This window comes from Pseudoalteromonas sp. S2755 (genome assembly GCF_005886535.1).
In the GTDB taxonomy this organism is placed as follows: Bacteria; Pseudomonadota; Gammaproteobacteria; order Enterobacterales; family Alteromonadaceae; genus Pseudoalteromonas.
In genome coordinates this window covers 1-23,845 of record NZ_PNDS01000111.1, presented here as the reverse complement: position 1 = coordinate 23,845, position 23,845 = coordinate 1, and the positions used below count along the sequence as shown (strand labels likewise).

The 23,845-nt window shown below is 42.1% G+C and carries 29 protein-coding genes and 1 pseudogene; 5 read left to right on the top strand and 25 right to left on the bottom strand.

Annotated features, from left to right (window positions below; genetic code table 11):
* The 22 genes from CWC03_RS17200 to CWC03_RS17100 all read right to left on the bottom strand — a co-directional run.
* Positions 1-2,676, bottom strand: a 2,676-nt coding sequence (locus CWC03_RS17200) for a tape measure protein (RefSeq protein ID WP_138582927.1), incomplete at its 3' end; no start/stop codon positions are given.
* Between the two features lie 56 nt (positions 2,677-2,732).
* Entirely contained in the window at positions 2,733-3,485 is a 753-nt protein-coding gene (locus tag CWC03_RS17195; protein ID WP_045988872.1) for a phage tail tube protein, read from the bottom strand.
* A gap of 10 nt (positions 3,486-3,495) precedes the next feature.
* Positions 3,496-3,918, bottom strand: coding sequence for a hypothetical protein (locus CWC03_RS17190; protein ID WP_138582926.1), 423 nt, complete (start codon positions 3,916-3,918; stop codon positions 3,496-3,498).
* Entirely contained in the window at positions 3,896-4,426 is a 531-nt protein-coding gene (locus tag CWC03_RS17185) for a hypothetical protein (RefSeq protein WP_138582925.1), read from the bottom strand. The genes CWC03_RS17190 and CWC03_RS17185 overlap by 23 nt, the downstream gene beginning before the upstream one ends.
* The gene (locus CWC03_RS17180; RefSeq protein WP_138582924.1) at positions 4,417-4,725 is read right to left on the bottom strand and encodes a hypothetical protein; all 309 of its coding nucleotides are present in this window, start codon (positions 4,723-4,725) and stop codon (positions 4,417-4,419) included. The genes CWC03_RS17185 and CWC03_RS17180 overlap by 10 nt, the downstream gene beginning before the upstream one ends.
* A complete protein-coding gene (locus tag CWC03_RS17175) occupies positions 4,712-5,050 on the bottom strand; it encodes a hypothetical protein (RefSeq protein ID WP_138582923.1) in 339 nt (112 codons plus the stop codon). The genes CWC03_RS17180 and CWC03_RS17175 overlap by 14 nt, the downstream gene beginning before the upstream one ends.
* A gap of 40 nt (positions 5,051-5,090) precedes the next feature.
* Positions 5,091-6,128, bottom strand: coding sequence for a major capsid protein (locus tag CWC03_RS17170; protein WP_045988867.1), 1,038 nt, complete (start codon positions 6,126-6,128; stop codon positions 5,091-5,093).
* A gap of 9 nt (positions 6,129-6,137) precedes the next feature.
* A complete protein-coding gene (locus tag CWC03_RS17165) occupies positions 6,138-6,485 on the bottom strand; it encodes a head decoration protein (protein ID WP_045988866.1) in 348 nt (115 codons plus the stop codon).
* Positions 6,486-6,498: 13 nt separating this feature from the next.
* The gene (locus CWC03_RS17160) at positions 6,499-7,806 is read right to left on the bottom strand and encodes a S49 family peptidase (RefSeq protein WP_171040273.1); all 1,308 of its coding nucleotides are present in this window, start codon (positions 7,804-7,806) and stop codon (positions 6,499-6,501) included.
* On the bottom strand, positions 7,796-9,376 hold the full coding sequence (locus tag CWC03_RS17155) for a phage portal protein (protein ID WP_138582921.1): 1,581 nt from the start codon (positions 9,374-9,376) through the stop codon (positions 7,796-7,798). The genes CWC03_RS17160 and CWC03_RS17155 overlap by 11 nt, the downstream gene beginning before the upstream one ends.
* Positions 9,373-9,591, bottom strand: coding sequence for a gpW family head-tail joining protein (gene gpW / locus CWC03_RS17150; protein WP_138582920.1), 219 nt, complete (start codon positions 9,589-9,591; stop codon positions 9,373-9,375). Before gpW ends, CWC03_RS17155 begins: the two co-directional genes overlap by 4 nt.
* Positions 9,588-11,534 (bottom strand): terminase gpA endonuclease subunit, encoded by a 1,947-nt coding sequence (locus tag CWC03_RS17145; RefSeq protein ID WP_138582919.1) that lies wholly within the window; start codon positions 11,532-11,534, stop codon positions 9,588-9,590. Before CWC03_RS17145 ends, gpW begins: the two co-directional genes overlap by 4 nt.
* A complete protein-coding gene (locus tag CWC03_RS17140) occupies positions 11,464-12,006 on the bottom strand; it encodes a terminase small subunit (RefSeq protein ID WP_138582918.1) in 543 nt (180 codons plus the stop codon). The genes CWC03_RS17145 and CWC03_RS17140 overlap by 71 nt, the downstream gene beginning before the upstream one ends.
* Positions 12,007-12,170: 164 nt before the next feature.
* On the bottom strand, positions 12,171-12,407 hold the full coding sequence (locus CWC03_RS17135) for a hypothetical protein (RefSeq protein ID WP_045988863.1): 237 nt from the start codon (positions 12,405-12,407) through the stop codon (positions 12,171-12,173).
* Positions 12,404-12,802 (bottom strand): 3TM-type holin, encoded by a 399-nt coding sequence (locus CWC03_RS17130; protein ID WP_045988862.1) that lies wholly within the window; start codon positions 12,800-12,802, stop codon positions 12,404-12,406. The genes CWC03_RS17135 and CWC03_RS17130 overlap by 4 nt, the downstream gene beginning before the upstream one ends.
* A gap of 13 nt (positions 12,803-12,815) precedes the next feature.
* Complete coding sequence (locus CWC03_RS23510) at positions 12,816-12,962, bottom strand: hypothetical protein (RefSeq protein ID WP_161796721.1); 147 nt, start codon at positions 12,960-12,962, stop codon at positions 12,816-12,818.
* Between the two features lie 86 nt (positions 12,963-13,048).
* Positions 13,049-13,459 carry a glycoside hydrolase family protein gene (locus tag CWC03_RS17125; RefSeq protein WP_249314063.1) on the bottom strand — a complete coding sequence of 137 codons (411 nt, stop codon included), beginning with the start codon at positions 13,457-13,459 and terminating at the stop codon, positions 13,049-13,051.
* 23 nt (positions 13,460-13,482) lie between these two features.
* On the bottom strand, positions 13,483-14,145 hold the full coding sequence (locus CWC03_RS17120) for a DNA-methyltransferase (protein ID WP_138582916.1): 663 nt from the start codon (positions 14,143-14,145) through the stop codon (positions 13,483-13,485).
* A gap of 330 nt (positions 14,146-14,475) precedes the next feature.
* On the bottom strand, positions 14,476-15,672 hold the full coding sequence (locus CWC03_RS17115) for a pentapeptide repeat-containing protein (protein WP_138582915.1): 1,197 nt from the start codon (positions 15,670-15,672) through the stop codon (positions 14,476-14,478).
* A gap of 188 nt (positions 15,673-15,860) precedes the next feature.
* Positions 15,861-16,226, bottom strand: a complete 366-nt coding sequence (locus CWC03_RS17110) for a hypothetical protein (RefSeq protein ID WP_138582914.1) — start codon at positions 16,224-16,226, stop codon at positions 15,861-15,863.
* Positions 16,201-16,443 carry a helix-turn-helix domain-containing protein gene (locus CWC03_RS17105; RefSeq protein ID WP_138582913.1) on the bottom strand — a complete coding sequence of 81 codons (243 nt, stop codon included), beginning with the start codon at positions 16,441-16,443 and terminating at the stop codon, positions 16,201-16,203. The genes CWC03_RS17110 and CWC03_RS17105 overlap by 26 nt, the downstream gene beginning before the upstream one ends.
* A gap of 70 nt (positions 16,444-16,513) precedes the next feature.
* Positions 16,514-17,719 (bottom strand): tyrosine-type recombinase/integrase, encoded by a 1,206-nt coding sequence (locus tag CWC03_RS17100; protein ID WP_138582912.1) that lies wholly within the window; start codon positions 17,717-17,719, stop codon positions 16,514-16,516.
* Between the two features lie 196 nt (positions 17,720-17,915).
* Here CWC03_RS17100 and CWC03_RS17095 point away from each other — a divergent pair, with 196 nt between their 5' ends.
* The 4 genes from CWC03_RS17095 (at position 17,916) to CWC03_RS23675 (ending at position 21,461) form a co-directional block, all read left to right on the top strand.
* Positions 17,916-18,764, top strand: a complete 849-nt coding sequence (locus CWC03_RS17095; RefSeq protein WP_138582911.1) for a hypothetical protein — start codon at positions 17,916-17,918, stop codon at positions 18,762-18,764.
* 132 nt (positions 18,765-18,896) lie between these two features.
* Entirely contained in the window at positions 18,897-19,310 is a 414-nt protein-coding gene (locus tag CWC03_RS17090) for a LexA family protein (RefSeq protein ID WP_138582910.1), read from the top strand.
* Complete coding sequence (locus CWC03_RS17085) at positions 19,298-20,554, top strand: Y-family DNA polymerase (RefSeq protein ID WP_138582909.1); 1,257 nt, start codon at positions 19,298-19,300, stop codon at positions 20,552-20,554. Before CWC03_RS17090 ends, CWC03_RS17085 begins: the two co-directional genes overlap by 13 nt.
* A 127-nt stretch (positions 20,555-20,681) precedes the next feature.
* Positions 20,682-21,461: a hypothetical protein gene (locus CWC03_RS23675; RefSeq protein WP_212748159.1), complete on the top strand. Its 780-nt coding sequence runs from the start codon at positions 20,682-20,684 to the stop codon at positions 21,459-21,461.
* Positions 21,462-21,514: 53 nt separating this feature from the next.
* Here CWC03_RS23675 and CWC03_RS17075 read toward each other — a convergent pair whose 3' ends face one another.
* Both CWC03_RS17075 and CWC03_RS17070 read right to left on the bottom strand, forming a co-directional pair.
* On the bottom strand, positions 21,515-21,778 hold the full coding sequence (locus CWC03_RS17075) for a hypothetical protein (RefSeq protein ID WP_138582908.1): 264 nt from the start codon (positions 21,776-21,778) through the stop codon (positions 21,515-21,517).
* Positions 21,779-21,925: 147 nt separating this feature from the next.
* Positions 21,926-22,126, bottom strand: coding sequence for a hypothetical protein (locus CWC03_RS17070; protein ID WP_138582907.1), 201 nt, complete (start codon positions 22,124-22,126; stop codon positions 21,926-21,928).
* A gap of 506 nt (positions 22,127-22,632) precedes the next feature.
* Here CWC03_RS17070 and CWC03_RS17065 point away from each other — a divergent pair.
* Positions 22,633-23,637 (top strand): beta family protein, encoded by a 1,005-nt coding sequence (locus CWC03_RS17065; RefSeq protein ID WP_138582906.1) that lies wholly within the window; start codon positions 22,633-22,635, stop codon positions 23,635-23,637.
* Between the two features lie 22 nt (positions 23,638-23,659).
* Here the strand turns inward: CWC03_RS17065 and CWC03_RS17060 are convergent.
* A pseudogene (locus tag CWC03_RS17060) lies at positions 23,660-23,845 on the bottom strand (ISAs1-like element ISPsesp1 family transposase); the annotation flags it as partial.

Genomic DNA, 23,845 nt, shown 5'->3' with positions numbered 1-23,845 from the left:
CGCCTTTCGCTTTTGCTCAGCGCTTGCAGTGGAGCTATCAAGTATTCTCTTGTGATTTTCCATTGCAGCTTTGGTTTTATCCAAAGCCGCAGCAAAGCGGTTTACTGCATCGCTATTAATGTCTGTGGCAGGCTTGAGTTTATTCGCAGCGTTAACTAGTTTATCCAGCTCTGCGGTTAAACCCAGTGCGGCCGCAGCTGCCTGAACCGATGCTGGCACAGTTTGGTCTGTGGCGCCGGCGGCTTCAATTGCAGCCTGCGCCCATTTCAAAAAGGCGGCTTGTTGCATCGCAACTGGCTCATTGCTTTGTTGGAGTAGTTCAAACGCACCTTGCAGCTTTGTGGCTGTCTTAGTCAGTGCATCAGCACTGGTGATACCCAGCTCTTTATAGGCTTTACTTACATCATTGGTCAGATATGCTTGGCGCTCTAGCGATTCACTGTGTGCTGTAAACTTCGCTTTTAATGAGTCGAGTAACACTAGCTGTTGGTTATACTCTTCTCCAGCACCAGCGAGCGCGGTACGTGCCGACTCTATGGATTGGATAAAACCATCAACACCAGCGCGCACGCCATTTAGATTTTGCGCCTGTTGCTCTAATGTTTCGATCACACGCAGCGCTTCAGGTACGGTGAGCCTAAGCAACTCTTGGCGCTTACGCTCTTCTTCAGCGGCAATGCGTGTAGTTTCAGCAAGTCTTTCTAGCTTTTTTGCAACACCTTCATACAAACCGGTTGTCTCATTAAGCACAATGAGGCCGTCAGCAAGCGCTTTGTCAAAAGACTGCATATTGGTAATAGCTATGCCGGTGCTTTCGCTTATATTTTTAAACTCTGCTGCCAACTTAGCTGCAGAAAGCTCCGCTTCTCTTCTGCTTTTATTTACTTCATTTTGAATAAGAATGAGCTTCTTGTATTCAAAATATAAATTCGCTAGTTGATCAATAAGAATTGTATATGCGCTTATTGCACCAACTGACTTAAGAATGTTTCCTAACCGGACGCTCGATTTTGATGTTGCTTCAGTCTGCTGGTTAACGGTTTTTAGAGATATGACGTAGCTTGCCAGCGAAGTCATAGCAGCCCGAGCACCAGAAACAACATTACTAAAATATGTGCCTACCTTTAATGCCAACCATACTTTGATTAACGATGTAATTTCTTCTTTGTAATCAACGATAGTGGATATTGCTGATTTTATTGACTCACCAGTGGCAACGATCGTGTCACTAATCGATTTGGCCCATCGTTTTAGGCTGCCATCAGAAGCCATTTGGGCAAATGATTTATTCAAATCATTTATCTGAGACTTTAACCAATCCATTGCACCAGATTGCGCAATTAAATTATAAAATTGATCTAGATTGTCTTTGGCATTAGAGACCTGGCCGCTAAATAGTGCCATTTGATCGGCTGCAGCACCCGCACTAGTTCGCCCCATCTCATCAATAAGCTGCTTAATAACATCGCGACCCAACTGCCCCGCACTCGATAACTTTTGCAGTTCCTGAACATTTTTCCCAGTCACATTTTGCAGCATATCCCACACTGGCACACCACGTTCAACGAGCTGTAAGATCTCTTCCCCTTGTAATTTTTGCTTAGCCCAAGCTTGGCCTAAAGCTAAGGAAATCCCTTCAACTTCTTGAAATCCACCGCCCAACTTTAGTGCGCTATCCGTTATCGACTGTAACGTCCCATCCATTGGATCAAGACCGAACGCTTTTAATTTGACAAACGCCTGGCTTACTTCAGAAAGTTGGAGTGGTGTGCTTTTTGTAAATTCTTTAATCCACTGACTTGCCTGTCTTCCGCCAGCGATACTGCCCATTAGTCCATTCATTTGAACAGCTAACAGCTCAAACTTACTTCCAACACTGAATACATTGCTTAGGCTTTCTGTCAGTTTATCTAGTCCAATATAAGCAGCGGCCATTGAGATAAGATCACTGGTAGCCAGTGAGATGTTCCCACTATAATCCTTAGCACTGCGGCTGGTGCTATCTAGTGTTCTTTTTTGTTTGCTTAGTTTTTGGCTAACTGAGTCAAGAGCCTTTGTCGCTCCAAGTTGTTTTGTTTCTAGCTTTTTATAAGCGTCACCCAAATTGATTAGATCTACATTTTGCGAAGCTAGCTTCTTTTCTAACTTAGCAAACTCTGAACGTCCTTTATTTAATGAGGACGCCAACTTATTAACCCCTGAACGGCTATTTTTAAGGGCTAAATCGTGCTCAGAAAGCACTCGGATAGAGTCTTTATATTCATTACTAACACGCTCAACTTCTGTACGCTGCTCCTGTATTGATTGATTTAGCGTAGTACTCGCTCTCCCAGTACTATCAAACTCATCTTCTAGTTTTTTTAACGCTAGTTCCGCGTCTGATAGTGACTTTTCTAATCGTTTTGAAGACTGAGAGGCATCTTTTTTGGCTCGGCTGAGTTCCGCTGCCTTTATAGACGCTGCTTGATATGATTTTTGATTTTCAACTAGGGATTTAGATAGCGCTTGATAACGTAGTATTGATTGTTTCTGAGCTTCGTCGCGTGCTAATTCTGCATTGAGGATTTCAATTGTCTTTTCAAGTTTTGATGCTTCCTTCTCCGCCGTTTTGGTTGGCGCAGATAAGAGATCTCGCCCTTTAATAATAAATTCAACAACTTTGTTTTTAAAAGACATTTGAAATACCCATAAAAAAAGCCCCAATATTGGGGCTTTACATAGTTAGTAGTTTTTTATTCTGGTGTAATGACATCTAGTAGATAGTCATAATCTTTACCGGCTGCAATTGACGCCACGCCTTCAAACTCAGGTGATAAATATTCATTTTGCACCAGGTTTAATGCACCGCTCGAAGAAAGTTGAGCTAGCGGGATCTCCAAGTGAATTGGCTCCCCAGTATCAACATTTTCGCCTGTCATGGTTATGGCCCAATTTACTTCTTGAACTTGACCACCTTTTAACCGGTTGCCTGCAAGTGCTAGGGCTTGGAAGTCGATATTTACAACTCCACCTGATTCAATGGCTCCGCCTTTGACAGGACGAATTAGGCCGGCCGACCAATTAACTTCATAGTCAACCCCATCAACAAGTTCAGTGGTCGCTTTCATTACTTTCCAATTTGTGGAAGTAATATGCTTTGCACCCAGTGAAGTCCAAGTTCCATCAGCTCTTAAGTCGTACGGTTCACCCGAAACACTCGCGGCTTGCTGATTCAACACTCCAATTTCAGCACCTAGTGAGTCCGCTAGTAACGCTGCATCTACTTCGTCAAACTTCATTGATATTTTGGTTGGATTAGCACTTTGCACCTTACCGAGCGATTTTCCATAAGTAGCTTTGTTTTTGGATGGCCGAATAATCTCTTCCATATCTGGTTCAATGGTCAATTGCTCGGCGTTAATTGGGCCAAATAACCCACCTTTAGCTACGCCTTTGTTGTTTGTTCGCTGTAAAAATACTTCACCACGCAGTAAAAAACCTGCCATGAGTTACTCCTTAGCTATAAGTTAATTTCAATGTAAAAATGGCTTTTGCACACCTATCGTGTGATTCTGGCGGGACAAACTTGACACTCTCTGTCATTTCAAAGTTAATAGCTGCGCCTGACACCGCGCTGTTAACTGTGGTTTTGCTATTCAACACCCCTTGAGAAATACTTTCAGACAACTGGATTAATTCTTCATCGGGCGTAATTTCCGGCACAGAATCTCTGGTGCTATTAACAATCAAAACCGCGATAAAATCTAAATGCTTCAGCTTTTTGGTTGGAAGTAGTTCCACAGGCTGAACCACGATTTTTTTTGCTTGGCCTTTTGTCAGCTTATGTGGAACATAGAAGCCTCTTTCGGTCGGTGCGTACTGACTAAAAAAAGTTTTTGCCCTATCTAAAAGTTCGTTAGCCTCCATATAATTTTTCATACCTCTTGTTGATGTGTTCGATCACCTTCGAGTAACTGCCGTCACGAACATTTGCCATAGCACCAGCGATGCTCGGGCCATACGGAACGGATGGTATTCCCCTATCCTTATCCCCCTTGTCTCGATACCCCAATAGCAGATTGTTATTTTTGCCCACAAAGGTAAAAGCACCGCCCCAGTGACTCGTTTTACCTCTGAGGAATGCGCCCATGTAGCCTGCCAAGACTTGTTTCCCTGAGATAGTTTTACTTTGTCGGTATACTGGCTGTTGAACAAAGTTCAATGCACTGCTCAATCGATGCCGAGCAGATACTCTTAGCTCAGGAATTTGGATATCGGTTGTAACCGCTAGACGCTGATCAATATATTCACGGTGTTTAAATGAATACCGCTCGTATATTGCGTCAACCAGTACGTTTTTAGCGAACTGCCCACTTTGCGACATTGCGCTGAATAGTGATCGGGTGCTCGAGTAACGTAGCTCCGCTAATTCGCTGCTTAATCGCATTGATTGACTACAAATGTTGTCGATATTTCGTCTTGTGAGTACAGCTCTGTCAGCAAAAACTCAACGTCATTAACGAGGCATCGCTCTTGTAGCTGAGGGCGACACTGTGAACGAAAAAAGCGAATCACGGTTATGTGTTCCCGGATTTCTCCACTATATGGATCGGGTTTATCTCGATATCGCTGATCTAGTTCGACCACTATCGGTGCGCCGTCGTACTCAGCCTGCTCACCCGAACACATTGCCAGCTTCTCCTCTCTTTCTAGGCTTTTGTTCAAAGCGGATTTAAGCAGTCTCACCTCGCTTGACTCCTTTGATTTTCAGCGCCTCTTCTGCCTGTACTTCAGTCAACTTGTTTATGCCTGGCAAAATAACAAACTTTGTACTCTCATCTTCAGTTAGCTGTGCTATCACTTTTCCGTGTAAATCACTAATGACTTTTACGAACGTCGATGTAGCTAGCTTTTCAGTTTGCTGTATGCCATCAACATCGACTAATCTACTTTGGAGTTCTTCGATTTGCTTTCTAAGCTTTGCCTCTGTTTTCTCAGGAGTGACTTCTACACCTAGCTTTAATGAAAGCTCAGTTATTTCTTGTGTTAGATTTTCTATATTAGCGCTCATAAACCCTCGCAAAAATATGGCCGCATTTCGCGGCCATTTGTTAGATTAATTTGATAACTACAAACCCATCCGGGTCTGTGTTTGCCATTAGAGGTGCTGACTTAGTTACAGTATATGTTTTTGCGACGTCCCCAGTTTCCTTGTACACCTTCTGGAATCGATCCGTTTCATGCATCCCAGCTTCAATTGCGTCGTCATCCAAAATTGCACCATACATTCGAGCCAGTTCAATTGCAGTGTGGCCGAGAATGTATGTATGGTCGTCTAGGTAGTTCTCTTTTACTCCATTAACCAACCGATACCCGGTATAAACCACCACCAAAACATCGCCCAAATAACCTTTATAGGAGACATCTTTACCCAAATCTTTCAGCGCAGTTTCCAGCTGTGAATTTGAGCCGCGACGGGTTTCCAGCTTTTCTCTAACCTTGTCGAACTCAAGTAATAACGCCCAGCCTTTTTGGTCTGTAATTAGGATGTTTATTCCATGCTCTGAAGCGGTGGCATACTGCTCAATGTCTCGTTGAGGGTCATAAGTTGCCCGGTCTTTGTTTACCCAAGAGGCTGCACCGGATAGAGAAATTTGGTTATCAACACTGCGGTTAAAATTGACGTTAATTGGCTCCGGTAGCCCCTCGCCTTCACAGGTGTAGTTGCCATCAACGACAGCGCGAACGGCCATCCACTCCTCGGTTTGTTCAATGGCTTTTTCTTCATCAATCAGATTTTGAGTGATAATGGCACTTCGGCGCTGAGTTAAGCTTAAATCCCCAGTGAATGACTCACCAGGACGTCGTTTTAAGGTTTTCTTTACGTCTACATCGTGCTTAGGTTTGAGTGATGCGGGGGTGATCTTAGTTGTGGTGTGTCCACGGGTTTTAATCACCTTCCCATTAACTTCAGGAGCCACAAAAACCGCTGAGTTAACGGCCTCCTCTACCTTGTCCATGTCCACTTCTTCTGTTTCAAAGGTGTACATGTGAGGGAAGAACAGGGATAAAAAAAGCGAAGATACCTTCGCTTTCTTTTTCTGTACTACGCCATAGAGCGCTCGTGGTGTGAAAGTTTGATCTGCCATTTATGTTCCTTAACTTAATACGTTACCGATTGCGATAGGTGTACCATCAAAAGCCGCGAGCTTTTGTGCGGCTGTTATCCCTTCAGGCCAAGAGATGATTGCTTCATTGAAGTGCCCGCCATCGAAATAGGGGGCGCTTTTAGCTCCCGTCGCGGTATCGACCACCCCAACCGTGAGAAACAGGGCCCGTTCTGAGCCGTCATTAGCAGCGGGGTCCCATTTTTTAAGCTCTCCCGTTGCTGTGATCCGACCAACAGGGGATCGCGCTGTCAATGTTTGGCTGGCTGCAAACGCCCCAGTGTTTTGTGTTAGTGGTCTATCACCAGCGGTTAGTTGTTCAAATTCTAAAGTTTCCATCGTTTTACCTTGCTTAGTTGCCAAATACTTGATCGTGGGCGCTTAGAAGTGCTTGTTCTTCTCTCTCGTAGTCTGAGATCTCTTCTACATCTCCCGAAGTCTCTAAATCTGGCTGAGGTTCGCTTTCCATTGCTGCATCGAGTGCAGAGGATAAATTATCACTTTTCGATTCAGGCTCAGCTTTGGGAGATACCTGCAACATTGCGACAGACTCAGTGGGACTCATGGCGCTGGATAATGCCAAGTGCATTGCTAATTTTTGCCGACCGTGAGCGTGTTCACTATTGAGAATTTCACCTATTCGTTGGCGCTCTAGCGTGGCTCCTTCAAGCTTTGCAGCATCAATATCAGCCTGCGTTAACTGCGCCTTGTTTGGCTTTTCTGAAGGTGTTGGATTTTCTTGCTTTTCTGACATGCTTACTCCAATTGAGTTGTTTGATTTAATGACATCAAGCAATATAGGAACAGCTTCATGTCCATTAACGAGTTTATTTGCAAAGCCGACATCAATAGCTGCCTGACCTGTGTAAACCTGTGCCTGCGTGTCTAAAACCGCTGATTTACTCATGCCAATTCCGCTAGCAACTAGCTCAGCAAACTCATCGCGGGTTTTGTCTAGGCGAGATTGAATACTTTCTCTGATTTCAGGGGGTAATTTACTGTAGGGGTTACCATCAATTTTGTGATCGCCGGAGTGAATAAGCGTAATTTCCACCCCTTCCTCTTTGAGTTTGTTTTCAATTGAGCTATGAGCCACTACTACACCAACGGAACCCGCACGACCTGATTGCGTTATCCATCGTTCAGTACAGGCCGAAGCAAGTGCCATTGCTGCGCTGCACATGGTGTCATAGCACAGTGCATAAATGGGCTTCACTTCACGCAGTTTTTTAATCTGGTTTGCACAGTCAAAACAGCCTGCGCCTTCCCCGCCCGGAGAATCAATATCTAACATGATGGCTTTGATATTCGGATCAGCAATTGCGTCATTCAATCGGGCAGATATACCATCGTAACCCGTCGCGCCTGACACTGGTTTGATGTAACCATATTTGTGCAACAACGTGCCTGACACAGGAAGTATGGCTAAACCATTGACGACCTGATAGGGACGGTCACGCTCTCTCGGCGAGCTGAAAGAAGATGACAGCTCAATCAACTGCTGCTCTTTTAGCTCGTTGCCGTTTACATCGATTAGCTGATTGACTCCTGCACGCAATGAGAGTGAGCCAAAAAATGTAGCAGCGTAGTTAGGCTCTAATAATTGAGGTTGGTTACATGTCCGACTAAGAATATGTAAATAGGAATTGTCATGCTGCACTCTGTTGTTCTCCGCTATCATTAGATGGATCAAAAGCCATTACCTGCATCCAGCTAGGCGGCGGTAACCCTTTTGCTTTTCGTTCTTGGATTTCTCTGGCTTGCTGCTCGAAGACTTCTTGATAGTCTTCACCCATCAGTGCAAGCTCTTTCTCATAAGTGGACAACCCTGATTCAATTCGTAAGATCGCTTCTTTCACTTCTTTCAGACCATCAATAGATAGCCTTCCGGCGCCAATCCACTCACACCGCGTCCACGCTTCTTTTCGTTCATAGAAACTGAAGCGAGATTTTGGTGGAACAAGTATTCGCCTGTGCAAGGCTTCTTCGAGCCAATTAGCAAAGACCAGAGAAGCAAATCGAGCGGCTATGGTTTTTCGTTTACCCATCGTGTAGCGGAATGACTCATTAAAGCTGGCTCGCGCGCTTGAATAATTTACTTTTGAATAGTCTCTCGCGATTTGTTCGTAACTCATCCCAAAACCAGAGGCAATAAAGCGAAGCATTGACGACTCTAATTCCGTGAATCCGTTATTCGCATTGTGACTCTGAGTAAACTTGAGTTTTTCACCAGGTACTAGGTGAGGGATCTTCGCTCCATTCATGCGGATGTTGGCAGCATTGTGGTACTCGCCCATATAGGTCATCCACTTTTGCATTTGTTCTGCGCCATTACCGCCGCTGATAAGTTGAAATGCTTGCTCTGAGTCTAGCTCGGACTCAATTACAGCTGCATACATTGCATTGATAATTGCATTTTGCAGTGTCGTGTTTTGCAGGTGGCTCAAACTCTGCATTTGCTCCATCATTGAAAGTAGTAGATTGGCTCCGCGTGATTGCCCTGCCTCTAGAGGCTCAAATACATGGATAAATTGAGATCTTCCCCATCGATTTTCCCGCGCTACAAATTTCCACCGTCCACTATATCTATCTAGCTCGCCATATTCGTTAAATGCATCTTGTTTAACCCAATACCCTAGCGCGGCGTTATGACGATCAACCATAACCCCACCACGGAGCCGGCTGTTGTTCATTTTTCCGTTTGGGTTCGATATACGTTTTGGTGAAAGCAGTTTAATCGCAGTTTTAAACATTGCAGAGGGGCGCGAGATCCATTCGCTCACCGCCATTCCTTCACCGTGATGACAATGGGCTGCTGCTACGGCTCTAACTAACATGGTAAACGTGCGTTTACGTTCAGCGTCAATATAGCAATAAGGCGACTCGGCATACTCGATAAATGCTTGCTCAGCTTCTTTCATAAAGGCCCGAGCACCACTTTCTTCCATGCCCAGTAACTTGTAATTTAAACGATAACTTGGGCGGAAAAGGCTTCCCACCACATTATCAATGTGCATTTGAACGCCACCGTGTGCAATGGCATTATTTCTGACCAAATCATCAGCTCGTGCATTACCCATCTCAAGAGAAGGTAAAAGCGCAGCGTCAGCTGTTCGGCTCGGTGGGGTCCAGTTTCTTAGCTGCCCTCCAAACCCAGTTCCACCACCTGTGTAGCTTGAACAGTATTCAGATAAAGGCGTCATTCCATCAGGCGCTAATAAATCACTCATAAACAAAAACCCATTGCACCACGGCGTCTAGTTGAAACGCCATTAATTAATATTTCTAACTCATCGATATAGGCTTTTAAGTCAGATTTATTAACTTGTGAAAACTGTGTAACACGCCCATTTCTTGAAAACGACACAACAGCCTGTCCCGTCATTAAATCGTGATAAGCCTGCTTTGCTTCTGAAAGCTGTTGTTTTAGTTCGTCTGTAATCATTGCGCACCTAACTTTTTCCCCAGCTCAGCAAAAGAGGCTGCCGCCGCTTGCTGGACACTTTTTTCGGTTTTATAAATGGAAAGATCGAGTGAAAATTTTTCGATGGATACTTGTAGTGCTGCTAGCGCATAGTTAAAACAATCTAGCGCCTCATTCCGACGTCCTTCATTGTCATAAACAAAGATCACACCCTGCTTTGTCTTTTTTGGTTTCCGTATTTCAGATACAAGCTGCTTGCATACCTCCTCATTACAAATTCTGTCATCTTCGGGTAGATGAATTGCTCGCTGCTCGTAAAGTGGAACTTCGATATCTGCATAAAAAATGTCTTTGGCGGTATCAGTACCCACCTGCACAATGTAGGTTCCCGTCTTTTTGTTTACTTGCATCGGCATGGTTTGCACTGGTTGCCCGTAACTGCTCGCACCACGACACGGTATAAATCGGAGTAAGCCAATCCGCTTTGATAGCTTGTATACTATTTCAGCCCTGTGGCCTGCCAAATCCCAGCAAACTCTTGATATATTTAACGATTCACCATCTTCACGTTGATATCGCCTATCACAGAACTCAACTACAGCATCCTCGACCTCAGAATCTCGCGGATCGCCCATACAAATAAATCTATCAATTAAGTATTTGCGATTATCTGCAGTGAATCCCCAAACGTATCCCTCCATTCGATTGTCCTGTGTATCGCCGCCGCAGGTAAGATAAACCACATCATTAGGGACTTGAGCCTTGTATTTTTCTCGGCGCTGTAGCAATACCTCATGGTCAAGGCGCTTTGTGTTTACCGGGTCAAAATGAAGACCTAGTGTTAAGTTAATAAACGCCTGTAGTTTGTCTGGATCACCTTTTATGTCTAACCATTCGCGTACTATTTCCGCCCACCCTTCCGTTAGGTTGAGTGAATAAAGCGCGGAACATTTGATACCCACACGCCGAGGGGCTTTAACTTTGATGCCAGCTTCATTGAAGAACGCTAACCCATCCTCGGTCCATATTGAGGTTTTTTCACAGATCCACCGCCCCGTACTTTCCATGCGTGGCAAATGGCGATACTCAATTTTGCCTCGCTTTTCTGACTCTTGGCACTTTCCATTTTTGCATAGGTAATAAGCACTAGCGGCTTTTGCTTCGCCACCTATTAAACCTTGCTCCCACTTCATACCGAACGGAGAGTCTTTGTCACCCCACTCAAGTGATTGAAGCGTGCCGCAATGTGGGCATGGAACATGAAATTTAAATACGGCGTCAGCTTCGAGCATTAGGCGCTCGATAACATCACCAGAGAAAACAACGGTAGAGCCAAAAATTGCCTTACCAAAGGCCGCGCCCTGTATCCGTTTTAGCAGGACTTTGAGGTTGTCACCTTCACCGCCATTAATTGAAAATGCACCGATTTCATCACCGACCACAACCTGCTTTGTCATGGCTCTAAAATTGTTCGGACTTTCAGCGCCTCTTACATCGATTGAGAAACCTGTGCAGATTTTTTTCTTTTTAGTGTTGTTTTCGTTGTTTAGTGACCAATCAGGAAAGGCGCTCTGTATAGCTGGAACCACTGGCAATAATGGGTCCATTTCATTGAGTACAAAATCTTTTGCTAGCTGATCGTTTGGTTGGTAAACCACCGAACTTCGTTTTTTATGAACACCTAGATACCATAAAGCGCCACACAACATTTTTGTGTAACCAAATCGAGTTGGTTTTTGAACAGTAATAATGTTTATCGCATCATTACCCATCATGTTTAAAATGGCTTTTTGTACTGGTTGCGTTGTCCAGCGTCCGGGAATTTGACTTGATCCCTCTGGTAAGAAAAAGTGTTCATCACACCACTCAACCGCCGTTTGTGGTATCTGAGTTTTAAGTGGACTCAGCCCCCTCCTCACTGCTAACCAGATCGCTTGCTTCGTAGCTAGAGAGATCTGGTTCAATGTGTGCTACCTCATTTTTGCTAACAGCAATAATCTTTTGAATGACTTCAATGGCTTCAGGGGGCATGTCGGGCCATGCCATTTTTAGCCTTGGTAAAAGCGCCTCAAGATTTGACGCCATCGCTACACTGACCAGCTCAAGCGTTCTTGTGATCAGCTCTATTGGCGCAAAACGTTTTTCTTTAACTTCAAGGTCAAATTCCTTGTGCGCTATGTCCATTTCACCTTTACGAATCTTGATCTTCTTTTCCGCTATTTCTAACGCCTTTTCATCACTTCCAAGATCTGACGTCGTAGAGGTAATTGACCCATCTCGGTTTAATGACGAACAGGCTACCAACCACCTAGATATTGATTGATAGCAATAACCGCTTCGCCCTTTGCTGGCGGGGAATCCGGGGATTTTTTGCCAATTTCTAATAGTGCGCTCATTTACATTAAAATAGGCTGCAACTTCACGCTGTGTTGCCATAGAAAAACAACCTTTTTTTAGGTGTGAAATAGGTTAAAAATAGGCTTGAGAAAGCGGAAACGGAAAAGCCCAAAAACGGCATTTTTTAAAAACGCGAGACACCCCGCGTGTTTTCTACCCGCATTACTTAGGGGTACACCCAGAAAGGACCCTTTTATTTTCAGTCACTTAGACTTCAGGAGTTCGTCTAGTTTTTTGTCAATTGAATCCAATCTCTTTTCAATCCGCTTTTGATCTTCAACACGTTGAGCTTGGACATGGGATATTGATTGAGTATTTACAGCTATACGTTTGTCCATATCAGATAGCACCCATAATCCTGATACAACAAGAGCCACAGTGGTAATTATATGAGCTACATTGATCTCCTTTTTCATATGCCATTGCTCTGATTGGCTCACTTGGTAACTCCTTTAATCTTTTCTACTGTTCTTAGGCTAGCTAGCCCTAACATACCCAGTGTTAACTCAAGCATTACATCCAGTGGTAACTCTGGTGCGCCTGCTTCTGGCCATAGCCATTGCAGTAATGGGTTAATTACAAATGCAAACAGAAAGCCTAAGCCACATACCCACATTAGGAATGGCCTAGCTCCTGCGACAAACACACTTCTATGTGATGCGCTTACAGCATTGATATGCGCCTGTACTTCACGAGATTTTGAAACTAGCCGAGCTTTTAACAGCTCATGGTTTAGCACTTCCTCTTCACTCGTAATTAGCTCATCAAGAATACTGCCCACCGCATCAATTGGGCCAACTGCTTTAGATGTAAACAAGTCACGAATCCAGCTCATGTCATACCTCCGACTAAATGAATAGAATTAAACCTATCGTTTTAACTATCTGCGTGATTATTTGTGCGTATGCTTTTATTCGCTCGGTTTTTGCTTTGTACTTCTCAAGCTCATCACTTTTTTGAGGTCCATTTTTTTGATTTAAATTATCATTAGACATGTTTTAAACTCCTAATTTTTATTAAATTAATTAGGAATTTAAAGGTGTTGAATTTCTCGGTTAACTAAGTTTTTTAAAAAATTTTACTACCAATCTCCAGTGCTCATTTGGATTGCAAGTTGCTGCGCTCGGATTGGTGTTTGCCTAGCCCATAAACTGTTTAGCATTTCCTCTGATGCTTGGTCGTAATCACCCATTTTCACAAGTGCCAATGTCTTACTGAACTTCAATAGGCCATTAAAGCCCAATTGATAAGCCATGTTGAGTAAAACGGCCTTCCGTGGCTCGTTTAGTTTCGTGTACCAGGAGAATGATTGCTTAAGCCTTGATTCGACTTGTTCAACTCGATGAACCAGTAATAGCTCTGCTTCATCTTCTGTTATTCCAGCTTCTACATTAAAACCATATCCAAATGTGAGTTTTCCTTCAGTACATTTGTAAATCGTGGGACTAAACCCTTCATGCACTTTTAGTTGTTCAATTGATAACATGGTCATAATGTATTTGCCTTATTGGATTGCTAACGGTTTATTCTTTTAAGTGCTGCCTGATGCCACTTAGGATCTAGTTCGTAGCCGATAAAGCTACGCCCTGTATTTTGACAAGCTACCCCCGCTGTTCCACTGCCTGTGAAGAAATCAACAACAAGACTTCCCTCTTGGGTGGTTTCGCATATCAGCTTTTCAAATAGTTGTACTGGCTTCTCTGCTGGATGGCCCGTCACCCTGTTTTGCGGTGCGACCTTCTTACATTCCCATATATCAGAAAGCGAACGGTTTGGTATCTCGGCATCTTTCATACCGACAAATACAACCAGCTCATAACGTGGTCTAAGTGCTTTCTTTGGCCCAGTACCTAAACATTGTTTATCCCATACCAGAACAGAGGTAATGGATAAGCCTATGTCAGCTAGCGCTTTTGTTATCACAGGCATTGAACGCCAATTACAGAAAGAGACTAGATAGCCCGTATCTTTTAATATGCGCTTTGCTTGCTCAAACCAAGACTTATAAAAATGAGCTACGTTCATCCAATCAGCCCAAGAGCCAGTCCTTGATGGCTTACCTATACTGCTAGCGCCTATCAAATATGGTGGATCTGTTAAAACTAAATCGACTAAGTTGTCTGGGATGTTCTTACTTTCTTCTACACAGTCACCATTAATTATTGATACTTTTGTCATGCGTCACCTTTTCTTTGTGACGCTCTTGGCGTTCTGTATTGATTATCTCTTTACAACGGGGGCATTTAATTTGCACCTTGCCGATTAAACGACAAAGCAATTTACCGCAAGTACATCTAACATCTTGCATATTTCACCTACAAAAAACCCGCTCAACAGGCGGGTTATTTAGACAAGGTTTTTGTTTACGAAGCTCTCGCAAGCATAGTGAAATTATGGCATTTTTAAGGGGGAAATAAAGCTCAAATCTGAACACTTACCGTTCAAATATGGCATACTGACTCGAAAGCTTTCGCCTTTCTTCATGGTTGCTTATAATTCTGATGGTTTTTAAATTCTAAATCGATTTCTCAAGCCAAGACCGATAAGAAAAATAAACGTATATGACGCAAATGCATACACATAACTAATAAGATCATAGTCCTTAGGAATATCTTCACCAAATATCCTCTCGAGTCCTCTATCTCTTGCACCTTTTGACAAAGAAATAAACGGAGTGACTGTTGCTATTGATACAGTAAGTGCATCTCTAAAGTCTGAGTCACTATCAGCTTCGCGAAAACTAATAGTCCACTGAGCAAACATAAAAATAAAAAGCATCAGCAACACAAAAGGCCTTAGTATACTTTGTCCATAATTACTGGTAAAAGAGTAGAGGCTATCTAAAATAGACTGCAACCAATTTAGTTTAATCCAGCGCTTTGCTCTCATTTCATCAGCATGGAAAGCTAAAGCTCGTTCATGGTTTTTATTAGACTCTGCTATTTCTTTTAATCTGCACAAGCGCTCTGCATCTTCTTTGTCCTGAGCCTTTTTCAATATTGCATAATTTTTGCGATCTCGTTTTAACTTAACTGTCAGCTTGCTCAAATCCACATGATGACTCGTTTTGGTTTGTCTTAGATCTGGTATGCAGTTGAAGTCCCCCTTTAAAGAAAAGGGTCTTTCAAATGAAGTCCCCTTGAAGCTAAGCATCTCTATTGAATCGGCATGTTCGGGCTCAAACCTTGATTTAGAATTAAAATCTACACTAGCAAAACGAAAATACTTGCCGTAGCTTATTTTAAAAAAGCTCATAGTTTTGTTGAATTTTGAGTCTATAAAGTCCGCTCCCACGCTAAACACAGCCTTATCAAAGATTGCATTACCACTGAATGTTGCATTCATAAAGTTCGCTATATCACTGAATTTTGCTAACATAAAGTTCGCACCACCGCTAAATATTGCTTCTCTAAAGTCTGCTGAGCATCTGAATTTTGCACTACTAAAAATAGCATTACCGCTAAATTTATACCCAAAAAAGCTTATAACCTCTCTATCTTTTTGGTCTTCTATAAGCCTCTTAAGATTCTCATTATCAGGAAATCGCTTTTCTAATACTCGATAGCTAAAGTCAACGCCTTCAAAGTTAACACTAGCTTTTGGATGTTCTTCCATCCATATATTCCAAGCTTTTCTACCCGCTAACCACAACAGTATTGCTGCATCACCTTCAAGCACCGTTACTGGATCTTTTTCATCTGCCATTACCACTAACCTCTTCTCCCTAACTGCGCCGCCTTCACCCATGGATACATAATACTGAATTGGATGGCTATGGAAACAAAAAAACCCGCAATTAAGCGGGTTATCAAACAAGAGTTTTTATTATTTAAAACTTTCACTACCTGAGTGAGTTTATTGCGTTTTTAAGGGAGAAGTAAAATGCGGCGCTTTTATAAAAGCGCGTTTTCAGCCCTTATAAGCCAAAACTGAACGCTTCGAACCTCTGGAAAGTTGGCCCAAGCTTTCAATTCAGGGTCTTTGAATTGCTTCAAATACCTACCAACAATAGCCAATCTGCAATTCTCACTTAACTGTTCAATTTTGGCTGTTAGTGCCTTGATATGAGGGGGTTCATCAATACCACTACTACCATGGCTGAACAAGTGCGCATCAGAGCTAAAGTACCCACCCAATTCACAGCACTCTTTAACGCGCTCTAAATTTGACTTACTACCATACCCCTGAGTGGCCTCTTTCGCCGCCCAGTATCTGCCCCATTGCTTTAGTTCTTTACGCAGAGATTTTAAGTTGTTCATTGGTCTGGAGATCCATTGCTAATAAATGAGTAAAGCTAAGTTTAAACACCTGCTCAATTATGGCTTTTAGCTCGTCATATGGTATTAACGTCTTGCCACCTTCCCAACGGCGGTATGTTGAAATGCTGATCCCACCATAGAGCGACACAACGTCTTCTTGTGACATTTTCCTTGCGATCCTTCCTAACCTAAGTAATTCACCACCTGACAATGCCATCTAAAATACCTTTTGGATTTTCCTTTGTGTAAAACACTTTTTATTAACGCAAGCCCTTTAACTCTCTGGCTTACAACCACTTATCAAAATTATTCCGTGTCGGGATTGTGTCGGAGTTTATTAGGCGCTCAATCTTGTTGTGCCATTGCTCCAAAGCCTCACGTTTTCGGCTCTCAAGATGTGAGTGCATATACGCCTGATCTACGCCTCGTAATGCGTGGTTTAATAAACGCTGCACGACTAAATAATCCACTCCAGCTTCTATCCAGCAATCAGTTGCCAACTTTCTTAAGTCATGAGCTGACCACTTTCCACCACTAACCGATTTAACCCAATTGTCGGTGGTTGATTCACCAACTGGTTCACCTCGGGCATTTGCAAACAAATAACGGCAATTACTCCCCTGTGCTTTGCGAAACAAAGCAACTTCTCGCATCACAAACTCAGAACATGGAATTACTAACTCGTCATCCGTTTTAGTAACTTGGGTTGGCAATATAAGGCGCGGCTTATCAGATGTATCAAACCAGCCATACTCAATTAGGCTCGTTTCAGTTTTACGCGTACCAAAGCACAGCAAACACAAAGCAAACAGCCTTGGTAATCTATCTGCTTGTTTTATTTGCTCAATGACATCACGCAATTGATAGGGCCTAATTGCACTTGGTTTAGGCTTTATTTTTGATTTATGAAAGTTTTTGAATGGAACACCGGCTAAAGCCGTAGACTGAATCACCGCACTATCCGCACCCTGTTGCAAAATACGTTTTAGCTGTGCATACACTTGGCGAATAGTGCTGGGCTTGTAACCCTCCTCCATCATTGATTGAACCAAGTGCTCATCCACAAGACCCTTGTCTAGTTTCCCGACGCTAAAAGCGCCAAGGCGGGGCAATATATGTTTTGTAACCAAAGACAAGGATGTAGTTTTATATTTCTTTGAGATTGAAGCATTGCGCTGCTCACGCTCGATGTACCACTGACTTAGCTCCGCAATATTAAAAAACGCGGTTAATTTAGCGGTTTCATTTTGTGCGACAGCTAAAAGTAAACCTTCAAGTTGTTTTTTAGCGCCAGCTACAGATACCAAAGGCCAGTCGCCTATTTTTGGTCGGGTAGTTTTGCCTTCGCGGTTTAGCTCTAACAACCAGCTACCTGTTCGGTCGGCTTTATAACGAAGTAGCAAAGGAGTTTTTCGGTCCTTCACTTCCGCAATTGTTAAGTCTTTACAGTGATCACGTATAGCACTTTCTGAAAGTAGAGCTGTTATTCGCATATCGTTATAGTTTCGTAGTAATTAGATTGAATCATAAACGCCAACGACAGCTCAAATACGACACTAAATGTCTAATTATCTTGGTATACACACGAAAAGCCCAAAAATGCCAATACAATGAATTCATTTTTTACTTTTTATACCCAATACAATAACATCTGTAATAAGAAGGATGCTGTAAAAGGAACACTAGGCTGTGAGAGAAGTAGAATTTGAAGAAGACAATAGTATTGTTTCTACCAAAACGTATGAAAAAAACCCTGAAAAATATAAAGGTTTAATTCGGTGTTTTGAATGTAAAAAAAAGTCATGGTTTAGAAAGTCTTTTTTGGCTGGTGCAACTGAAACCATAGCCTGTTTTGCTGCCCACCACGAAGAAGGATGTGAGCGTGCAACCTCAATTATTGAAACGGACGACCAAGAAGAAGAAAAAAACGATACTGACAAAGATGTGCTTTCTAACGACATTGTCATAGACCTAGATAAAACCAAGCATGGTTCTATCGAAAAGTCGCTCCCAGCTGATAAACATGAAGGGGAAGACCATACATGGGATCCATCCCCTAAAAGCAAAGTTAAAAACTTTGATTCTAGTGGCTACCCCAATAACCGTTCATTAAAACAAATATTGCGCTACCTGATCAGAAACCCTGATTACGGTTTAAGTAAGTCTTTTCAAATAGTGGCTAACTCGGGGCGCCCCATACTGTCAGGCCTAATAGGGGAGAACTTAATTCACATTCCTAACGTGCCTGACGATAAACTACAAAAACTTCAACTTATCTGGGGTGAAATAAATAACTACACTGAAAATGATGATGGCAGTGTTTGGCTTAATTATGGTTCTAGGAAAGAGCCCAGCTTACTCCTCGATAACTCCCTTAAACAAGGCGTCATGAACGCTTATTCGCTAGAATCACTTGAGAGATTCCAAGGTTCACGCTTTCTTGTCGTGGGTCGAGCTGCGAAGTCACCTAAGGGAAAAATAATAGTCCGTTCACATATGCCTAAATATATGGTTTTTGTTAACAACAAAGAGCAATAAACTTAAGTAACATGATTACCGAGAGAGTCCAAGCCATTAACCATGCTTGATGTAAAAGTTCAATAGCTCCAACATTGCACATCCAATAAATCGCAATTATACTGTATTTATGTACAGTATAATTTATCGTGTATGAAAGTTATTCCTATTAAAGCGCAAGCAGGTATTGTTGGATTTGAGTCCCCAGCTTCTGAATACAAAGAGCTGGGGCTTTCACTTGATCAGCTCATTATCAACAATCCAAACGCAACATTTATAGGCCTAGCATCAGGTGAATCAATGCAAGGTGTTGGTATATTCGACGGTGACATTCTAATTGTCGACCGCTCGATTTCACCAAAACAATACGATGTGATTGTTGCAAATTATAACAATGAATTTGTATGTAAGATTATAGATATAACTAACAGAAGGCTGTTATCAGCCTCGCGTATTTATGCGCCGGTAGCAATATCGGAAGCAGATACATTCCAACTTGAAGGTGTTGTGATCAGCACCGTTAGACTCTTTAAGAAAAACGTAGAACTTGCCAAATGTATGCGCTAGTTGATGCTACCTCATTTTATGCCTCGGCCGAAAAGGTATTTGATCCAACAATTCGTAAAAAGCCTATCGTCGTGCTTTCAAATAACGATGGTTGCATTGTTGCTGCATCACCAGAAGCAAGAGCCCTTGGCATTCCAAAATTTGAGCCCTACTTCAAATTAAGGCAAATACTAGAGCAAAATGGTGTGATCATTCGCTCTTCTAATTACGAGCTATATGCCGATCTATCAGACAAGATGATGGCCGTGATTGGACAGTTCTGCGACCAGCACTACGTATACTCAATAGATGAAGCATTCCTTAAATTCGATGGTTACAGCTCAATCGTAAATAACTGGTACGATTATGGCCAACTCATACGTCGAACAGTTTGGCAAAGCACAAAGTTACCCGTTGGTGTAGGTTTTGGCCCAACTCCCACATTAGCAAAAGCCGCAAACCATGCCGCAAAAAAATTTACAGGCGCTACAGGAGTAGCCGTAATTAACGACGATCAATCCCGCAAAACAATACTTTCACGTATGGCTACAGGTGACGTTTGGGGTATAGGTAAACGTTTATCTAAAAAGCTCTCAATGATGGGGATTGAAACAGCGTTAGACTTAGCAAAGCAAAGCCCAAAGCACATGCGCAAACAGTTTAGTGTAGTGCTAGAGCGCACAATTGAAGAGCTAAACGGCAACACATGCCTATCGTGGGATGAAGTAAAACAACGCAAAAAAGAAATTTACAGCACCCGCAGCTTTGGTGAACGTGTTACGGCTCCCGCTGCACTCAAAGCTTCATTAATCACACACTGCTCAGTAGTAACCAAAAAGTTGCGCCAACAACAATCGCTGGCAAAGCGCATTATCGTTTTCGCACATTCTTCCCCACATGAAGATGGTTACTTTAAAAAGTCATTTATTCAAGCGCTGCCTATTGCATCCGCCGATAGCATGGTATTTGCCAACGCCGTTGAACAGGTGTTCAGAGAGTTATTTAAACCGGGTGTTAGATATTACAAATCAGGCATTGGTGCAATAGAGCTAGAAGACGACAATTTCCAGCAAGCAGACATGTTCAACGCCTCGCAAGACAACCCTGAACTAATGAAAACAATAGACGACATTAACAAACGATATGGCATCACGGCAGCAAGACTAGGTAGCGAAGTTCAAAATAACGATTGGGTAATGAAGCGCGATTTTTTATCGCCTCGCTACACTACCCGCTGGCCAGATATCCCCAGAATTAAGTGCTAACTCAAAAATTACGCAACCCATTAATTTAATGAATAAAAAATAAAACGAAACATTAATGAAACACTTTTGTAATTTGTAACAAATAATGTAGTATCGAAATGCATTGTAATTGTAAGCAGAGGTGTCAATGGCTAGACAGGACCAACAGAACCAGCAGGACCAAAAGAACCAACAGAACCAACAGAACCAACAGGACCAAAAGAACCAGCAGAACCAACAACCTCTAATTGCGGAATTTACAATTTTAGGTGTTACTTTTAAAATATATAGTTCTAAGTGGCTGATAGCAATCATAGCAGGAGGCTTATTATGTGGGGTTATATTCTTTACTTACAAGTCAGAAATAAAGTCCGAGTTTGATCGCTTAACAGGCTCAGAATCATGGGTCCAGTATGATAAATATGATGCAACTCAGCAACAAGTCAAAATAATTCTAAATCATTGGAACAACTTAGAAAGCCTAGAACAACGAGCAAGAAAAGATGTTCAATATATATTTGTAACCATCAATGGAGTATTCGATAGATTCTCATCTCTAAAAATAGACAAGCTCTCCATGGGTACTCAAGTATACTGGCATATGGACCTTGCGAGATTATACAACATTCTCTACGACATGTATGGAGATGATGAATCAATAGAACTTGCGGTTCAAACTGCAACCAAGGCAAAAAAGTTGAGTACTTCAGAGAAACTTACAAAGAAAGATTTAGAGAAGTTTGCTAAATATCAAGTTGACTACCAGATCAGCTGGATTTTTTTAGCTTCTTACACCTTAAGTGTATCTCAAGGAAATCATAAGTATCAAGGCGACCTAAAAAAATTGGTAGATGAACTTGGTGGCTGTGAAACATTTAAAGCAGATCCTGTCACTCATAAAAAGCTAAAAGCTGGTTTACCCTGTTAAAATTTATGAATGCTTACAATTAAAAAAAGGGCTATGAATTAGCCCTTTTTCTTTTATGCCGTCTTAGCTGGCGACATCAAGCCTTTAAGTATCTCGAGAAAAGACTTCGAGTCACTAGGCTTATCAGGTGGTATAGATGGGCCACCATTTCGTGCATGCAAGCTTTGCGCTTCTACTACTGCACCTTGCTCAGTCTCCACACTTGCCATTGCAATACCAGCTACCGCTACAAACGCTGTAACCGTGCTAAGTATCAATTTATTACTTCTACTTCTGTGTGGCGCTTTATAAGCTGGAGTCACTGAACTTCCTTTCATGTGTATTTCCTTAATAATCAAAATAAAATGTAATATAGTGCTGTTGTAAAGCACTTAACGCGACATAAAAACATGTCTAGCGTTACTTAATTATACAAAAACTTAACATTTTATCAAGTTTAAAAGATACCTATAAACCAAGAGAGGTTAACTTTCCTGTGTAAGCGGATAACCGTTAGCCTCCATGCTTTTGGCGGCTTCTTCAAGAATTTTATTTACTTCTTCAATACTGACACCATTTGTACCACATACCCTTGTATAAAGCTCATTTTGAACCCACGGAGTGGACCCATCGGTAAGCCGCAAACGTAGTTTATAGTCTTTATCTTTTGTTAGTAAGGAAACCATTTCTTCAAACCGATCAAAAGAAAGGTTTCATTCTATGAATGTATTAGCATGTATAAAAACAGTGATCGTATGCATTGCACTGTCCTTAGCTTTTCATTAAAAAAGCGCCTGCAAAATAAGTGCGCCCGCCGTTCAATTTCTACATGATGCTTATTGTGTTCAGAACCTGTCACAAATTTGTGCAATACCAAATGACCTAATTCATGCGAAGCATTGACCCTACTTCTACACCCATTAAGACAATCTACTCCACCCGCAGCTTTGGAAACGTGTTACGACTCCCGCCGCACTCAAAGCTTCATTAATCACACGCAGCTCAAATAGTAAGTAAGAAAACAAATAAAGAAAAAAGTATAAGACCTATAAAACTCATAAAAACATGATCATCATCATTAACTTCAAAAAAACAAACAGCACCAAAACACCAAACACTGTTAACAAAAATAAACCTGTGGCAGTATTTAAGCTCTTTCACCATCGTCAACTAGATTAAGTTAAGGAAAGCTATGAACTTCAATGAATACCTATATGTACCCACAATAAGAACGCGCCTTGCAGAGATGCAAGGTGTTGCAGAACTAAAAAGCAACACTAAACAAAAAATACTGCCATTTGTTGAGCTTTCTAAAGCGCATCAAGTTAAGCAAGCAGATAAAGTATTTGAAAAGTGGAACAAAGCCTTTCTTGAACCGGCAATAATCTCTATTGCAAACGACAAACCTATCAGGGTTGAAGAGTACGACACGCTTTTAGAAGATTCTAATAATTTTAAAAACTGGCAAGTGTTCTTAGATCAAATAGCAAACGTTAACCCCAATATCATTCCAGCAGCACAAATTACCCCTAATTGTTCTCGCAGAGCCTTCCTTGCACAATTAAAAGACTTAGAATCTCGCTTTGGACGAGTAGTACTAAAAGTAAACCCGAGATCAAAACGAGAGTGTCAAGCCGCTATTTACGCTGCATCTGCAATTACATCGATAGAAAAATTACTAATCATTATTGAAAACGGTCAAATAACCCCTGAAAATCAAAATAAATCTTTAAATTCAACTACAACTCTATTAAATGCCTTGCGCCAAGAAGACCAATCGATCGAAATTGTTACATCAGCATCGAGCTTTCCTAAATCATTCCCACCATATACCACAAATAAAGCCAAATCATACGGCGAAATTCCTATTTTAGAGTGGCAGAATTATCATTCTTTTGGAGGTAAAGATGTTGCAATCTATGGAGACCATGCCTCTATCCATGCAATGTTTTATGAGCCCAGAAGAGCCACCTTTGTAGCTCGTGTTGACTATCCAACACCTGGCACTTGGATTTTTGAACGCCGCCAACTTGAAAATAAAGATGATCCTAGAGATGTGAAATATACAGAAGCTTCACGAGCCATAATTCAAAATGAGTGTTGGGATGAAGAACTTGAAGCTTGGGGTAAAGATATAATTATTAAGTCAGCCGAAGGTATTTTAGATAAATTCAAGTCTCAGTCCAAATCAGGGTGAGAGCATACTTCGTTAACGACCATTAACCGAAGATAAGCTCTGCCCTGAATTCATCGTCAAAGCTGGCCCGAACGCACTTGCCACGTATCGAATCTTTTCGGCCTGTGTGCTGTTTTACCAGATTGCGAACAACCCGCCTGAACAGCGCCATATACTCAGCCCAAATCGGTTCGCTGATCTGGCAAGCATCTTCCTTAAACACAACGAC

Bases quoted from the DNA above. Each gene is read 5' to 3' on its own strand.
- CWC03_RS17070 (WP_138582907.1), bottom strand. From the start codon at position 22,126: ATGGTTTCCTTACTAACAAAAGATAAAGACTATAAACTACGTTTGCGG.
- CWC03_RS23675 (WP_212748159.1), top strand. From the start codon at position 20,682: ATGGCTAGACAGGACCAACAGAACCAGCAGGACCAAAAGAACCAACAG.
- CWC03_RS17085 (WP_138582909.1), top strand. From the start codon at position 19,298: ATGTATGCGCTAGTTGATGCTACCTCATTTTATGCCTCGGCCGAAAAG.
- CWC03_RS17125 (WP_249314063.1), bottom strand. From the start codon at position 13,459: ATGACCATGTTATCAATTGAACAACTAAAAGTGCATGAAGGGTTTAGT.
- gpW (WP_138582920.1), bottom strand. From the start codon at position 9,591: ATGATTACAGACGAACTAAAACAACAGCTTTCAGAAGCAAAGCAGGCT.
- CWC03_RS17155 (WP_138582921.1), bottom strand. From the start codon at position 9,376: ATGAGTGATTTATTAGCGCCTGATGGAATGACGCCTTTATCTGAATAC.
- CWC03_RS17165 (WP_045988866.1), bottom strand. From the start codon at position 6,485: ATGGAAACTTTAGAATTTGAACAACTAACCGCTGGTGATAGACCACTA.
- CWC03_RS17100 (WP_138582912.1), bottom strand. From the start codon at position 17,719: ATGCGAATAACAGCTCTACTTTCAGAAAGTGCTATACGTGATCACTGT.
- CWC03_RS17175 (WP_138582923.1), bottom strand. From the start codon at position 5,050: ATGAGCGCTAATATAGAAAATCTAACACAAGAAATAACTGAGCTTTCA.
- CWC03_RS17075 (WP_138582908.1), bottom strand. From the start codon at position 21,778: ATGAAAGGAAGTTCAGTGACTCCAGCTTATAAAGCGCCACACAGAAGT.
- CWC03_RS17105 (WP_138582913.1), bottom strand. From the start codon at position 16,443: ATGGCATTGTCAGGTGGTGAATTACTTAGGTTAGGAAGGATCGCAAGG.
- CWC03_RS17090 (WP_138582910.1), top strand. From the start codon at position 18,897: ATGAAAGTTATTCCTATTAAAGCGCAAGCAGGTATTGTTGGATTTGAG.
- CWC03_RS17170 (WP_045988867.1), bottom strand. From the start codon at position 6,128: ATGGCAGATCAAACTTTCACACCACGAGCGCTCTATGGCGTAGTACAG.
- CWC03_RS17140 (WP_138582918.1), bottom strand. From the start codon at position 12,006: ATGGCAACACAGCGTGAAGTTGCAGCCTATTTTAATGTAAATGAGCGC.
- CWC03_RS17130 (WP_045988862.1), bottom strand. From the start codon at position 12,802: ATGAGCTGGATTCGTGACTTGTTTACATCTAAAGCAGTTGGCCCAATT.
- CWC03_RS17195 (WP_045988872.1), bottom strand. From the start codon at position 3,485: ATGGCAGGTTTTTTACTGCGTGGTGAAGTATTTTTACAGCGAACAAAC.
- CWC03_RS23510 (WP_161796721.1), bottom strand. From the start codon at position 12,962: ATGTCTAATGATAATTTAAATCAAAAAAATGGACCTCAAAAAAGTGAT.
- CWC03_RS17185 (WP_138582925.1), bottom strand. From the start codon at position 4,426: ATGCGATTAAGCAGCGAATTAGCGGAGCTACGTTACTCGAGCACCCGA.
- CWC03_RS17110 (WP_138582914.1), bottom strand. From the start codon at position 16,226: ATGAACAACTTAAAATCTCTGCGTAAAGAACTAAAGCAATGGGGCAGA.
- CWC03_RS17120 (WP_138582916.1), bottom strand. From the start codon at position 14,145: ATGACAAAAGTATCAATAATTAATGGTGACTGTGTAGAAGAAAGTAAG.
- CWC03_RS17065 (WP_138582906.1), top strand. From the start codon at position 22,633: ATGAACTTCAATGAATACCTATATGTACCCACAATAAGAACGCGCCTT.
- CWC03_RS17190 (WP_138582926.1), bottom strand. From the start codon at position 3,918: ATGAAAAATTATATGGAGGCTAACGAACTTTTAGATAGGGCAAAAACT.
- CWC03_RS17115 (WP_138582915.1), bottom strand. From the start codon at position 15,672: ATGGCAGATGAAAAAGATCCAGTAACGGTGCTTGAAGGTGATGCAGCA.